Annotated in this window: 15 protein-coding genes and 3 pseudogenes; 8 read left to right on the forward strand and 10 right to left on the reverse strand. The window is 64.3% G+C overall.

The features are described 5' to 3' along the window. Nucleotides 1–33: 33 nt before the first annotated feature. A complete protein-coding gene (locus BMX97_RS30010; protein WP_244538676.1) occupies nucleotides 34–1,620 on the reverse strand; it encodes an ISL3 family transposase in 1,587 nt (528 codons plus the stop codon). Nucleotides 1,621–1,766: 146 nt separating this feature from the next. Beyond that, a pseudogene (locus tag BMX97_RS32475) lies at nucleotides 1,767–1,928 on the reverse strand (IS3 family transposase); the annotation flags it as partial. A 214-nt stretch (nucleotides 1,929–2,142) separates the two neighbouring features. On the opposite strand from BMX97_RS32475, the gene BMX97_RS34285 reads away from it, so the two are divergent. Next, nucleotides 2,143–3,888: a flagellin N-terminal helical domain-containing protein gene (locus BMX97_RS34285; protein WP_091754828.1), complete on the forward strand. Its 1,746-nt coding sequence runs from the start codon at nucleotides 2,143–2,145 to the stop codon at nucleotides 3,886–3,888. An 83-nt stretch (nucleotides 3,889–3,971) separates the two neighbouring features. Here BMX97_RS34285 and BMX97_RS30020 read toward each other — a convergent pair whose 3' ends face one another. Further along, nucleotides 3,972–4,136: a DUF4113 domain-containing protein gene (locus BMX97_RS30020; RefSeq protein WP_091754798.1), complete on the reverse strand. Its 165-nt coding sequence runs from the start codon at nucleotides 4,134–4,136 to the stop codon at nucleotides 3,972–3,974. Nucleotides 4,137–4,282: 146 nt separating this feature from the next. Here BMX97_RS30020 and BMX97_RS30025 point away from each other — a divergent pair. Further along, a pseudogene (locus tag BMX97_RS30025) lies at nucleotides 4,283–4,715 on the forward strand (hypothetical protein). 62 nt (nucleotides 4,716–4,777) lie between these two features. On the opposite strand, the gene BMX97_RS32480 reads toward BMX97_RS30025, so the two are convergent. Continuing rightward, complete coding sequence (locus tag BMX97_RS32480) at nucleotides 4,778–4,972, reverse strand: hypothetical protein (RefSeq protein WP_143074746.1); 195 nt, start codon at nucleotides 4,970–4,972, stop codon at nucleotides 4,778–4,780. 362 nt (nucleotides 4,973–5,334) lie between these two features. On the opposite strand from BMX97_RS32480, the gene BMX97_RS30030 reads away from it, so the two are divergent. After that, entirely contained in the window at nucleotides 5,335–5,757 is a 423-nt protein-coding gene (locus tag BMX97_RS30030) for a DUF2852 domain-containing protein (RefSeq protein WP_091754799.1), read from the forward strand. A gap of 29 nt (nucleotides 5,758–5,786) precedes the next feature. On the opposite strand, the gene BMX97_RS30035 is transcribed toward BMX97_RS30030, so the two are convergent. The 3 genes from BMX97_RS30035 to BMX97_RS30050 form a co-directional block, all read right to left on the reverse strand. Continuing rightward, a complete protein-coding gene (locus BMX97_RS30035) occupies nucleotides 5,787–5,969 on the reverse strand; it encodes a hypothetical protein (RefSeq protein ID WP_091754800.1) in 183 nt (60 codons plus the stop codon). Then, the gene (locus BMX97_RS34030) at nucleotides 5,966–6,106 is read right to left on the reverse strand and encodes a hypothetical protein (protein ID WP_244538717.1); all 141 of its coding nucleotides are present in this window, start codon (nucleotides 6,104–6,106) and stop codon (nucleotides 5,966–5,968) included. Before BMX97_RS34030 ends, BMX97_RS30035 begins: the two co-directional genes overlap by 4 nt. A gap of 1,007 nt (nucleotides 6,107–7,113) precedes the next feature. After that, complete coding sequence (locus tag BMX97_RS30050; protein ID WP_244538718.1) at nucleotides 7,114–8,061, reverse strand: IS4/Tn5 family transposase DNA-binding protein; 948 nt, start codon at nucleotides 8,059–8,061, stop codon at nucleotides 7,114–7,116. Between the two features lie 396 nt (nucleotides 8,062–8,457). On the opposite strand from BMX97_RS30050, the gene BMX97_RS32490 reads away from it, so the two are divergent. The 5 genes and pseudogenes from BMX97_RS32490 to BMX97_RS30070 all read left to right on the forward strand — a co-directional run bounded on the left by BMX97_RS32490 (nucleotide 8,458) and on the right by BMX97_RS30070 (nucleotide 10,963). Continuing rightward, nucleotides 8,458–8,901 carry a hypothetical protein gene (locus BMX97_RS32490; protein ID WP_143074748.1) on the forward strand — a complete coding sequence of 148 codons (444 nt, stop codon included), beginning with the start codon at nucleotides 8,458–8,460 and terminating at the stop codon, nucleotides 8,899–8,901. 2 nt (nucleotides 8,902–8,903) lie between these two features. Then, the gene (locus BMX97_RS30055) at nucleotides 8,904–9,170 is read left to right on the forward strand and encodes a hypothetical protein (RefSeq protein ID WP_177202403.1); all 267 of its coding nucleotides are present in this window, start codon (nucleotides 8,904–8,906) and stop codon (nucleotides 9,168–9,170) included. Between the two features lie 322 nt (nucleotides 9,171–9,492). Next, nucleotides 9,493–9,636, forward strand: a pseudogene (locus tag BMX97_RS30060) (transposase); the annotation flags it as partial. 34 nt (nucleotides 9,637–9,670) lie between these two features. Beyond that, entirely contained in the window at nucleotides 9,671–10,477 is an 807-nt protein-coding gene (locus BMX97_RS30065; RefSeq protein ID WP_091754829.1) for a universal stress protein, read from the forward strand. Between the two features lie 36 nt (nucleotides 10,478–10,513). Further along, the gene (locus BMX97_RS30070; RefSeq protein ID WP_091754802.1) at nucleotides 10,514–10,963 is read left to right on the forward strand and encodes a host attachment protein; all 450 of its coding nucleotides are present in this window, start codon (nucleotides 10,514–10,516) and stop codon (nucleotides 10,961–10,963) included. 68 nt (nucleotides 10,964–11,031) lie between these two features. Here BMX97_RS30070 and BMX97_RS30075 read toward each other — a convergent pair whose 3' ends face one another. From BMX97_RS30075 to BMX97_RS30085, 3 genes are all read right to left on the reverse strand, one after another. Beyond that, nucleotides 11,032–11,892 (reverse strand): universal stress protein, encoded by an 861-nt coding sequence (locus tag BMX97_RS30075; RefSeq protein ID WP_091754803.1) that lies wholly within the window; start codon nucleotides 11,890–11,892, stop codon nucleotides 11,032–11,034. A gap of 104 nt (nucleotides 11,893–11,996) precedes the next feature. Continuing rightward, entirely contained in the window at nucleotides 11,997–12,299 is a 303-nt protein-coding gene (locus BMX97_RS30080; protein ID WP_244538723.1) for a c-type cytochrome, read from the reverse strand. A gap of 23 nt (nucleotides 12,300–12,322) precedes the next feature. After that, nucleotides 12,323–13,138 carry a universal stress protein gene (locus BMX97_RS30085; RefSeq protein WP_091754805.1) on the reverse strand — a complete coding sequence of 272 codons (816 nt, stop codon included), beginning with the start codon at nucleotides 13,136–13,138 and terminating at the stop codon, nucleotides 12,323–12,325. Nucleotides 13,139–13,207 lie beyond the last annotated feature (69 nt).

A 13,207-nucleotide genomic window follows, 5' to 3' on the forward strand; every position in this document is an offset into this window, starting at 1 on the left:
GGCTCTCCCGCATTTGTGGTGCAGGCGTAGCGGTCACGCCGCCAGCACCCGGGCGCGCAGCAGGTCGAGCTTGGCACGCCCATACATCGTCCGCTTCAGCGTCTTCACGCGGTTGATCTGTCCCTCGACCGGGCTCGTGCTCCAGGACAGCGCAAGCGCTGCTTCCACGGCGGCTCGATCCCGCCTCAACCCCTCCGCCAGGCCGCTCAGCGGGCCATCGCGACAGCGATCCAGCCACGCACCGAACCCGGCCTGATCCTGCTCCCGCACGATCACCGTGAAGGCTTTCACCTCCGCGAGCGCACGCTCGATCTCCGGGACGGCGGCCACCAGAGCATCGAGGAAGCGCCCGTCCATCTCGCCATGCTCACCGTCGGTCAGGAGAAGCCGCGCCGCCCGCCGCGGCGACGGGCGGCGCCAGACTGGACCAGGGGCAGGTCGCATCCGCGGCGGGCCGCCCCTGAGAGCTGCAACGCAGAGCCGGACGCTCATCACGCCACCCCGGAAGCCCGAGGCCTGCAGCTCGCGCCACAACCGCGTCGCGTTGCACTCGCCTTCATCGAGCCGCCGCACGAGGTAGGGCACGAAGGGATCAGTGATCCGCGTTCGTTCGCCTTTGTGCCAGGTCGGCGCCGTGCCGGCCCGCAGCCAGTGCCGCACCGTGTTACGCGACAGCCCGGTCTCGCGCACGATGGCGCGGATGCCCTGCCCGTCCCGAGCCAGGGCTGCAACATGCTGGAAGCGGGCCTCCCGGTCAGCCCGACCCTGCTGCTGTCGCCGCTGGGCCTTGGTGGCCGGACGGGGTTCGACCGGCGGCGCTTCCGCTTCGGCTCGGCTCACGATGGTTCGCGCGACCCGGGAGAACTCGCCGCGGTGCCGGCCGAGCACCTGCACCAGCGCTTGCGAGCCGTTGCAGAGCAGATGCCATCGATCGGCGACCTGGACCGCCCCGGGGGCGCCACGACGCACGCCATCGGCGTAGGCACCGGCGCGGTCACGAGCTACGACCTCGACGCCGGGATGCTGCTGCAGCCAGTCTGCTACGGTGGCGGCCTCGCGATCGGGCAGCAGGTCGATGACCTGGCCTCGTTCCAGATCGCACAGGATCGTGCCGTAGCGCTGACCACGCCGCCAGGCCCAATCATCGATGCCGAGCACCCGCGGTGTGCGCTCGACCTGTGCGGGCGCACGACCTCGCACGAGGCGCAGCAGCGTGTCGGGGCTGGCCGGCAGGCCGAGGCGCCCCGCCAGGCGTGCGCCGGCTTCACCACCGAGTGCGAGACTGAGGTGATGCTGCAGGTCCCCGAGGCGGTGAGTGCGGCGTGCGCCGGCCTGAGCAACGCCGGCGAGCCGCTCGGCGAAGACACGGCGGGGGCAGTGTGGCTGCGGGCACCGCCATCGCCGCGTTTGGACCGCGATGACGACGCGCCGGCCTTGCCATGGAAGGTCGGCCAGGGTGCGGGTGTAGCGCGAGTGGGGACGGGCCGAGGTCTCTCCACATCCTGGGCAGCCGGCAGCCGTCGCGCGGGGATGGGTACGGATGATGATTTGGTCAGGCTCGAGGTCGACCTGATCGACGACGAGACCGGCGGGGATGAGGGGCAGCAGGCGTTTGGGCACCAGATCAGATGTGTAGGCCGGTCCTGATGTTCACGATCCGTGCGGCCCCGTGACTCGCCGCCCGGCTGCACCACAAACGCGGGAGAGCCAGTTTCACATCGGCGGCTACACACCTGGCCCGGGGTCCCACTTCGAAGTCGACCCACAGTCTTCAAGCTGCCGAGCTCCTTGCGCCAGCGGTAGTATGTCACCTCGGTCACACCGAGGGCGCGGATCACGTTGGCCACGCTCTGTCCCTGCGCGATCAACACGTCCGCCTGCCGCAGCTTGGCGACCACATCCTCCGGCTTGTTCCGCTTCGTGCCCATCTGTCCGTCCTCGTCCTGGCCCGAAGGCCATACCTCAGGACGGACCACCCCCATGGGGGCGGATCAGCTCTGCCTCTATCGAAAGTCGTGCATTTGAAAGCCTTCATGTTTAGGCTTCTGTTAATCGATTTTTAAACATTCGTGTCCTATCAAAATGAAATTGCATCCTGTAGACTTAAAATATTCGTGAGAAAAAGAGGCTCTTGTCAACACGATGACTAGCTTTCTTCTAAATATTTCTGCAATGACAGCCCTGACGACCCTCAAGGGCATCAGTCACCACCTTGATATCACCAGTAACCGGATCTCGACCGGCCAGCGCGTCTCCGGCGCCTCCGACAACGCCGCCTACTGGTCCATCGCCACCGCCGTGCGTACCGACAACGCCTCGCTCAGCGCCGTCAAGGACTCGCTCGGCCTCGGCTCGTCGGCCGTCAACACCGCCTATAACGGCCTGAACTCGATCATCACCGACCTCCACAATATACGCGCCAAGCTGCAGACCGCGATGACCCCGGGCGTCGACCGCTCGAAGGTGCAGATCGAGATTGCGGCGATTCAGTCTAAAATGAAGGCTACCGCCGAATCTTCGAACTCCAATGGCCAGAACTGGCTTTCTGTCGACTCGTCGTCTGCCACGTACCGCTCCAAGCAAAACATTGTAGCTGGGTTCACCCGTGCGTCCTCAGGTACGCTCACTTTTGCGACCTTCCCTGTCGATATTAGCAATATAAAGCTCTACGATCTCAGCTCCACGGTCGTTCGTACAGACGCAGCGCCCGCTTCTCTGTTCAGTGATGTCCCTATTATGGCTACGACGGCATTTGCAGGGCGGAGCAGCGCGGATTTTACAGCAGGTCAGGAAGTCAGTCTTCAGATTACTTCGAGTGGTGCAACGGATACGATTAGACTAAATAGTATTGTCATGACATCATACGCATCCAATATATCTGCAGTATCTCCAGAAGATTTGACGCAAGCCATAAACGCCGAGATCTCTAGATCATCAGCGCTAGCAGGCAAGCTCACCGCGTCCCTGACCACAGACGGACGCCTGAGTTTCACTACCACGGCGGTAGGCAGCACGGCCTCGCTTACCTTGCAAAGCGTTCCGCCTTCGGTTGGGCGTACCAGCGTAGAACTCGCTGTCAGCCCAGCTGCAAGTCGCGAATTGTATGAACCTGCTGCATTTGCAACAAGCGCTTATAATAACATAGATCTGTCAGGAACTAATACAAAAACAATAACACTTGGTGACGGGACATCTTCGCTTACTTATACGTTTGACTCAAACACCCAACCGCCACCCGCAAATCTATCATCTGTAACATTTGATGAACTATCAGATATGTTTTTGCGTGAGAGGCAACGGGTAAGTGCCGATTTTTTCATGAACATCGGAAGCTTAGGTGGTTTACCCAGATTTGTTGCCGTAGCAAGAGCTGCTGGACCGTCTTCTACAATAATAGTAAATGGTCCGGATGCTGCTGCCTTCGGTTTTACCCCAGGCCAATCCGCAGTCGGAAGTGAGGTTGTGCGGCCTGGCGCTCCAAAGACTAGTACTGGCCGAGACGGAAGCGCAACTACCCCCGTCCGTGGACTCCTCGACACCGTAGGATCTTCGGGCTACGCGACCGCAACGCTTGACATCTCAACACTCAATGGCGCATCTGGGGATGCTCAGCTTCAGATCATAAGTCAAGACGTTGAAGCGGCAATCGCTTATGTGTCTGACGCAGGCACGAAGCTAGGAGCCAGCAAAACACAGATCGACGGCCAGAAAATATTTATATCGACGCTGATAAAATCCAATGATCGAATAATCGGTATCCTAGTTGATGCTGATATCGAAGAAGAGTCGACGAAACTAAAAGCCCTTCAGACGCAGCAGCAGCTGGCAATGCAAGCGCTTTCCATAGCTAATTCATCGAGCCAGAACATCCTCTCGCTGTTCCGCTGAGCTATGCTCCTCTGGCGCTAGTGCCGATCTCATCGCTATGTGCTGTGGAAACGTGAAGTGAGTCGCCTCATCCGATGCGGGGCTTACTGTACTGCCGACACGCTCGGCACCTCGCTCAACCGCATCGTGAACCGCGGCGAGCGCATCTCGAACCTCGTCGACCAGGTGCGCTTCTTCACCAGCCCGACCCGTGCCGGCACCACGGCACCGCGTCTGAACCGGCTGTTGCTAGCATCCATCGCCGCCATCAGCCCCCCGAGTTCTCCCGTTATAAGCTAAGCTTTCGTCTTATGCGGCTACGCCAAAGCGGATTGATGATCCGGTAGGCTAGGCTTAACTACAAGATCGGTTAGCGTACATCCGGACAGCACGCCGCCGACTCGGGGGAGCAGGGATGCCGATCCGGCCGGAGCACCGCTTCTTCTACCCCATCGACTGGCCACAACTTTCCGACGCGATCCGCTTCCGCTGAGCGCAGGGTCGCTGCCAGGAATGCGCCCGTCCGCACCTCCAGCGGGTCTTCCACCTTGGCGACGGCCGGTGGTGGGATGCCGATATCTCGGTTGGCGTGACGGCCAGGGCCGTCGGCTCCGGCAGCGGTTGCGCAACGAGGATCTGCTCGCCCGGGTCCGGATTCGAAGGTAGTGCTGACCGCCGCTCACCGCGACAACGACACTGCCAACAACGACGACGCCAACCTGGCGGCGTTCTGCCAGCGCTGCCACATGCTGCACGACCGCTACGAGCATCAGCGCCGCCGCTGGCGGACCCTGGTCCGGCGCAAGGCCATGGGCGACCTGTTCCAGGGGACGTATCCAGCAACTTGAGGCTGACAGTCAGGGGTAATTCTACGCAAACAGCCGCCCGGATGGATGCATCGAACTAGGGTTTACATAAAGATAATTTTCTTATCATCCCACGGCTCTGCCTGATCAGCGTTCGGGTTTTTCACTTCGACCGTTTCAACGATGACCTCACCATCTGGCCGGACGCGGACAGGGATTACCGGAAGGCCAGCATCGAGTACCGCGCGGATCGCCCTGGAAATCTCGGATTGGGTCACGTTCGCTGGGCGGCGGGCCATGTCGGTCTTCTCCTACTTCGCGCGGCAGGATGACCAAGGCGCCCCCAACATGGCGAGCCCCGCCGGCCGGATGGCCTGACGGGGCGCGGGGCCGATACGCTACGCGGCCCTGACACGCAATGATGGGAACTGTTTACCCGGCCATCAACCCTGAGGCGTCGAATTCATGTCGCGCAGCTCGTAATCGGCCAGCCATGCCGTCCTGGCCGCCCCGGCATCCCGTCCGCAGCACGGGATAGGCCATGCGTTCATGCTGAAAAGCTTAACTCAAACTGAACCGACCGGTTCAGGCCGCATCGGGGACACGATGGCATGCTCCAGCCATCGTTAACGGCGCCGGTACGAGCGCAAGGAGTTTTCATATGCCCATCATGCCCTTCATCCATGATGCCCTCTATATCGGTGGTCTTGCCGGCCTTGCCGCCGTGGCATGGCAGGCGCTTGGGCGGTACGATCTCAGGCCGTCCGGGCTCCCCGGTTTCGAACGTCTGCGCCGGCCTTTCGGGCTGGGCGCTGCACCTCGCGAACAGGCTCGTTTCACTCCCGTGCGTACCAGCGGCAACACTGCCTTCGACGCGTGGCGCGATGGTGAGATCAGCCATATCGAGGCGCAACGCCACGCTCTCGAAACCCGTCTCCAGGATTTTGAGAGCTTCGTTGACAAGCTGAAGCGCGCCGAGGATCGCGCTACCTTCGATCGCTTCATGGCCGAACATCTTAACGAAACCAGGCCGGCCGTCGATATCATCAGGACTGCCGATCATTCCGACCACCGGCCTGGGTAGCATCTAGACGATCGACAGAGCGATCATCATCAAAGCCCTACGAGCCAGAGGACGAGGAGGCCGGCGGCGATGAGCACGTTGCCCTTCCCGGCCTCGTGGCCGGCCTGGGCGAGCACCTGGCGCTGTATGGCCCGGAGGCGCATCAGGCCGAAGGCGACGCCTCGGGGCTGTCCGAGCGCGAGGGACAGGCGGGCGGTAGCGGCGAGCTTCACGGGCGGTTCTCCGAGGCCATGGTTTCAAGGTCGCGGTCTCCGCCGCGAAGCCAGACGAGCTGCGAGGCATGCCCCTCGGGGGCGCCTATCGAGGGTTCGTCGTCCCCGCCGTCCTCGGCGTCGGGGTCGCCGTCCATCTGGTCGAGGATCGCAATCAGCTTATCGGCGGTGTCGCGAGCGGCTTGCGCCGCAACCTCGATCTACTCCCGGAAGGCGGCTTGGGCGTTTCGGGGCTTGGTCGGACGAAGACGGGGACGGAAGGTCACGACATTGGACATCGGCTAGACCTCCTTCATGGCGTCGGGGCCGGCCTTGCCCTCGAACGCCCAGGCGGGGGCCGAGCCCTTGCCGGCTCGCGCGTTCAGCGCCTCCCACTTCGCGTCGCTGTCCGGGCCGACCTCGAACCCGGCCCATTCCGGCAAGGGTTCGACGCCCGAAGCCGCCATCATCGCCCGGATCGCAACCACAAGGCGCCGTTCCTCGGGATAGCGCTGGTCGTCCATCCCGTCGTCCTGCGGCCGGCCGATCGTTTCTTCCGCACGGACGGATAGCGCCAGCGCCAGGGCGCCGAGACCGGCGAGCGTGGAGGGCGGCGGCAGGGCCACGATAGCGTGCGCCACGCCACAGCAATGGTGCAGGACGGCGGCAAAGGGTAAGCGCTCGGTGAAGCTTCCTTTTACCCACATCCTGGCGATGTCTGGGCGAGGGCGGCTCCGAGCGCAATATCGGTGAGGCGTGCAAAGCCGCGCCACATGACGAGGTTGCCGGGCGGCGGATCGCGTGAGCGGGCGAGGTAACCGCCGAGGCGCGCGACCTTTCACCACATAGGCAAAGAGGGATCGTTCACCGGCCGGCAAGTCGGGTACGAGGCGGTCGAGCAGCGCGATCTCATGATCAGTCACGGCCAGGTGCGGATCCGCTCGCGGCGCCGAGCGGCTGATCATGGTCGTCCAGAACACCCGCCACGCCAGGATGCAGTACACCGCGATGAGCTTGACCAAGCGCTCCGCCGTCCGCAGCCGCGCGTGCTTGGCGCGGCAGCCTGTCTTCAGGATGTGGTGAAACACCTCGATTTTCCAGCGCCTGGCATACCAGTCCAATTTTTCGACGGCCTGCTCGGGGCCGTCTACAAGCAAGTCGGTGATCAGCCGCCAATCGATCGACGGACGATCCTTCGGCGTTTCCAGCTCACGTGCGTGCAGGACGGTGAGCGACAGCGGGGGATAACGCTTTTGCTTGCCGATCGGCGGCAAGATCGTGATGCGGCGATAGTGGAGTTCGACCGAGGCGGTGACGAGCCGCCCTCGCTGGTCGCGAACCTCAACCCGATGAAGCCCTTGGACGGCGACCTCATCCATCTCGTCGGCGATCGTGTGCTGGCCGTTACCGGCCAGCCGATCCACGCAGCTGGCACGATGAATTGTGTGCTGAGGTCTCGGGCCAGAGAGAACAATTCGTAGATGTCGCTCTCGCGGTCACCGACATGCACGCAACGGTCCAGCGCGGTAAATAGCGATGTGGACTGGCGAAGGTTCTCCAGCCAGCGGAAGCTCTCTTTCTGCTCGATCGGGACACGGGTTGGATTGATCTTGCGCTTGAGCGCATTCGGGCCCTTGAATTTCTGCCGCGACCAGAACTTCACCGCCGCAAGCCCGAGCGGCAGGCCGTCGGTGGTCACCGCGAGCGAGGCATGCATGAGCAGGCCACACAGCGTGTGCATGCGGACCTGACCCGCCTTATCGCGCCCAGAGGTGACGGTATGGGTGATCCCGACGGCCTCATGGCTCTCGCGCTGGAACGTGAACTCGGTCGTATCCTGGAGGACCAGCACGGGGCCCTCACTGGCCCGCACACGCTCGCGTGTCGCTGCGAAGTGCCCCGACAGGATCTGCGCCTCGCTGACCCGTTCGTTGGAAAAGAAGCGGTATGCGGCTTTAGTGCTGGCCCAGTCCTGGCAGGCAAACGGCAGGCTGGCGCCGAGGCTGCGATCAATCTGTCCGACGAGCCGGTGCAGCCGCTGCTCGAGGCGGACATCGGCGAAGGTGCTTTCGGCGAGTTCCTCTTCCCAACAGCACCGTGTGGCAACGGGCATGGAGCACCTCGTCTTTCAAGGATTCAGGTGCCTCTCAAGCAATCACCAATGAGGCCGATCCCGCAACGCTCCAAGCTTGACCATGGATGTGGGTAAAAGGAAGCGTCACCGAGCGCTTACCATGCGCCCACCCCAGAGGTGAGAGCTGGCGCTGCGTCGCTCGCCGTTTTGTGTCAAACACAGATGCGTATTTTTCCCGTGGCAGCGACTGAGTTTTGCCCATTTATTCCGTGCGCTTACAGAAATTTGCGGACTCTGACAAAAATCAGCAATCTTGCACACGGGAAACGCGTCGCATTGAGATATTTATTTTCTTCGGCATATTGCTATCTACTGGCTAGATACCACATCCAGATTTGAATCCTGGCGATGGGTCGGGATCGAACGGAGGGCGCGATGCCCACCGACCTTCCTTCACGACGAAATCCCCCGCGAACTCATGCGATCTCGACCCTGCATGTGGCAATCGCCGGCCTGAGGTTACGCTTCCTGCGCTGGGGCATCGAAAACGCCCTCGAAGATCGCGATCACGTCAAGCTCTTGAGGCGTTTGAATGCCTGGGCCTACCTGCACCAGCGCACATCAGAACAACTGGACGGAGAAATACCTCCGAATACAGGCCGCGATAGAAGTATCTTCTGTGATCGCGTCCGCGATAACGTGTTGAAGATCGCGCGCGAGGAGCGACGTATCGACCGAGTTGCTGGCCGCATGAAGAAGGCGCGCTTGCAGGGAAATCGACGGAATTATGAGCGGTCATACCTGATAGGAAAAATCTCCTATGACCGAACGCTTTTCCTTTGGAGTCGTATTTCATTCTCATATTATTCAGGGAGATGACGGTGGAACGCGGCAGAGACATCATCGAGCAGCTTACGCGGGATCACGGGCGGCTCGGCCGTCTGCTTCAAGCCATCGACAATGGCCGATGGTGGAGTGCCGATGAGCCTGGAGATCTCGATATCGAGGCGCTCCAGGGTGCCATTCTTCAGATTCGAGCGTCCACAGCAGACATCGAGCGCTTGGTCGGGGGTATCGGCACGCGCATTACCGAAAATAAGACCTCTGTGTTGCCCGTGCTGGCAGCTAGAGCCCCCGCCGAGCTATGAGTTCCATACGTCTTGGGGACGAGACATCCCCGTGGCTCGAATCCTACTTTTCAGTAATTTCTGATCAAATAATCTTTACTCGTCAGTCAGGCGCTACACGCGGTGCACCCGAGGTGACAGCGATTTTTTAAATCAGGCCTGTGTCCCTGAAAAATATTATCAACAAAAAAACCTTATCATGCGCTCAAGCAGAACGGGAAGGTTGTTCAGATGACGCACCGCCCGATCGAGCTAGACGAACGGCGCGGGATGGCCGTTCAGAAGGCGACTAAGAGCGTCTAACAGAACGGCACGATCGGGTCCGGTCGGGCGTTGGGTCGGTATGGCTCGCCCGCTTCTTCCCGACGATCTCTGGGGTGCGATCGCCCCCCTTCTGCCGCCGCACCCGCCTCGCCCGAAGGGCGGGCGTCCCAGTGTGGACGATCGGGCTGCCCCGACGGGCATCCTGTTCGTGCTGCGCCCCGGCCCGGGAACCCCGCATGACCGATCGGAGCGCCCGCATGACCATCGCCAGCATCCTGGTGGCTGTCGACCTCGAGCCCTCGGCGCGCGAACGCCTGCGCCTCGCCGGTCATCTCGTCGACGCGTTCGGGTCCGGCCTGATCGGCGTGGCGGCGGACGAGCCACCCTACGGGGTTCCCCCGGTCGGCCCGACTCTCGGCAGCACCTACGCCCTGGCGGCGGCGAGCGAGATGGTGATGAATGATCTCACGCGGGCGCATGCGGTCTTCGAAGCGGAGATCGGACGGGACCGACGCAGGGCGTGGCGGTCGAAGCTTAGCCCCTCGCTTCCCTTCCTGATCGCACAGGCTGCTGCGGCCGATCTCGTCGTGGTCGGCCGGAGGGAAGCGCTAGCTCTCTTCGCGATCGACCCGGCCGATCTCGCGATGCAGCTCGGAGGACCGGTGCTGGTCGTGCCACCGGGCATCGACCACCTCGACGCCAAGCGCGTCCTGGTCGGCTGGAAGAACACCCGTGAGGCCCGCAGGGCCGTGAGGGACGCAATACCCTTCCTCGAGAGGGCCTCCCAGGTCGTGGTCGCCTCGGTCGATGACGGGTTCGGGCCGGCCGACCCCCGGGACCTCGTCGCCCTGCTGCAAGCTCACGGTATCGCGACGCGGGCCGTGACCCCGGACGCGACCGGCACCACGGTCGCCGGGGCGCTCACGGACGCTGCCGCGGAGTACGGCGCTGACCTCGTCGTCGCGGGGGCCTACGGCCATTCGCGCCTGCGGGAATGGGCCTTCGGCGGGGTCACCCGGGACCTCATGGCCGGGAGCCCGGTCTGCTGCCTGATGAGCCATTGAGTCCGACGGCGGTCGAGACGCGCGGGAGCGACTTGGATGATCGCGAAACCTCCCCTCCGGATCCCGCATCGCGGATGCGTCCTCGTCGCCGACGGCCGAAAGGCGCTGGTACTGCGCAACGAAGGATATCCGCTTAACCCGGACCTCCAGATCCAGCACGCCTTTGAAGCACCGCCCAACCCGCCGGCCCGCGAGCAGGGCACCGACCGCCCGCCCCGCGTCCGGGTCGACGAGCGCCGCAGCGGCGTCGCGCAGGCCGATCGACATGAGCAGGGCGAGCAGCGTTTCGCGGCCGAGGTTGCGGCCGGGGTCAATCGCGTCTCCGGCCCGGTCTCGGCCCTTGTTGTCGTTGCCCCGCCGCGCATCCTCGCCGCCCTGCGCCTCGCCCTACCCGAGCGGCTCCGTTGCGTCGTCGTGGCGGAGATCGATCAGGATCTGACGAAGACCACGGTGAGCGAGATCCAGCGGCGTCTCTGCGGTCGATAATCCTCGGTCCTTCGATCTTGGTAAGATCGATCTCGGCAAGCCGATGCAGGACACCAGCGCAGCCAGCGCTAATGGGCCATCAGCACCGGCATGCGCGCGGTCTCGATCACCTGGCGGGTGACGCCGCCGAGCAGGAACTCGCGCACCCGGCTGTGGGTATAGGCGCCGAGAGCCAGCAGGGTGGCGTCCATCCTCCCGGCGGCATCGAGGATGGCGGCGCCCACCGATGTCCCTTCCGCAACCGTCAGATTGCTCGCATGAGCCACGATGCCGTGCCAGCGCAGATAGGCGCACAGGTCCGCGGCTCTCGCCTCCTCGGCGCGATCCGTGCGCGCCTGCACCACCGTGACCCGGCTCGCCGCGTGCAGCAGCGCGATCGACTGTCCGACGAGGCGCGTTCCCTCCAGGCTGCCGTTCCAGGCGATCACCACGTGCTCCAGGAGGTCGTGGGGAACGACCTCGCCCACCATCAGGGCGGGCCGCCCGACCGAGAACAGCGCGGTGTCGAGAGCCCGGCCGGTGAAGGGTTGTGCGGGATCGGGCCGGTCGACGATCATGAGGTCGGCGACCCGGCCGGCCAGCGTCAGCACGCGCTCGACCTCACCGGACCACTCGGTCCAGGTGGCGAAGGTGGCGTCCAGGCGCTCAACCTCAGGGCTGAACGGCACACCCTCGCGCGCGCACCAGGCCTGGAGCGCCGCCTTGCCCTCGGCGGCGGCGGCGCGCATGCCCTCCTTGATGGCGGCGATGGTGGCGCTGCTCACCGGCGCCGTGCCGGCCAGAGCCGCCAGCACGTTCTCCGGTCCCGGCGCGATGAAGCCGACGCCGATATGGGCGTGGAGGCGCCGGCTGAGGCGCAAGGCGGCGTCGAGCCGGCGGGTCGGGTCGAGGCCGGGCGCGGTCGGGACGAGGAGGCAGCGCAGGAACATCGGAGGATCCTCCGGATCGGCATCATTCGCCGAAGTTGTCACCAGTTCGGCGATAAAATGATGCAAGGGCAAAGACTGAGCGGAGCTGCACCGGGCAGCTCCGCTCAACGTTCGAGGGACTTGAGGAAGGCGATAAGGGATTGCGCCTGGTCCGGGTCGAACCGGAACTCGGGCATGCTCGGATGGCCGGTGCGGATGCCTTCGGCCAGGGACTCCGCCAGATCCTCGACGGGATAGCGGGCATGCAGATCGCGGAACGGCGGTGCGGCGGGGAGCGGGCTGAGGTCGGAGCGCCCGACGGCGTGGCAGCGGGCGCAATGCGCGCGCGCCAGCGTCCGACCCTGCTCGACCTGCCGGTCCCAGGCACGGACGGGCGTGGACGGGGACAGGAACACGACGGTGCCCATCGCGACGAGGAAGCGGGTGCGCATCAGTGGCTCATCAGGCAGCAGAGGGGGGTCGTGCGCAGGACGTCGCGGGTGACGCCGCCGAACACCCATTCGCGCATTCGCGAATGGCCGTAGGCCCCCATCACCAGCAGGTCCGCGCCTTCGCGCTCACAGAAGCGCAGCACCTCGTCGGCCACCGACAGGGCCGGGTTCCTCAGCAGATGAGTGGTGGTGGCGAGGCCGTGCCACGACAGGTACTGGGCCGTCGCCTCCGCGCCCTCATGATGAGCGTCCGGCCCTGCGGCGACGACGCAGACCCGCTCGGCGCCGGCAATGAGCGGCAGGGCATCGTGGACGGCGCGGCGGGTCTCGCGGGTGTCCTTCCAGGCGACCACCACCCGTTTGGCAGCGAGGCGCTCCAGGCCCGGTGGCGCCACGAGGACGGGACGGCCGGCCTCCATCAGCAAGGCACCGGGCGGGACGGCCATCGGTCCCGGATCCCCATCGGCAGGCCCGTGCCGCCCGACGATCACGAGATCGGCGGTGCGGGCCTGTTCGGCGGTGGTGGCCACGGGCAGGCTCAGGCTGCCGCGCCAGATGCGCTTGGCCACGGACCCGGCTTCGCGCTCGAACAGCGCCTCGGCGGCCGCCAGCCGCTCGCGAGCCCGTTCGTCCTCGGCGTCGTAGACGCGCTCGACTACGATTCCGTCGCCCGCCGGCACGGTGGCGGGAACCGGGCAGGCAGCGACGCCGACGAGCCGTGCCGCGTGAGTCGCGGCGAGCCCGGCCGCGAGCTGGACGCGATCCGCGCCTGCAGGCCCGAGATCGACGGACACCAGGATGGAGCAGAGCTTCATGACCGTCTCCCGTGCCGGGGCTCGACGCCCCGCCGAGATCAGTCTCCCGCGCGGTATCGTCCGGCGCTT

The organism is Methylobacterium sp. ap11 (assembly GCF_900110515.1).
Taxonomy (GTDB): Bacteria; Pseudomonadota; Alphaproteobacteria; order Rhizobiales; family Beijerinckiaceae; genus Methylobacterium; species Methylobacterium ajmalii.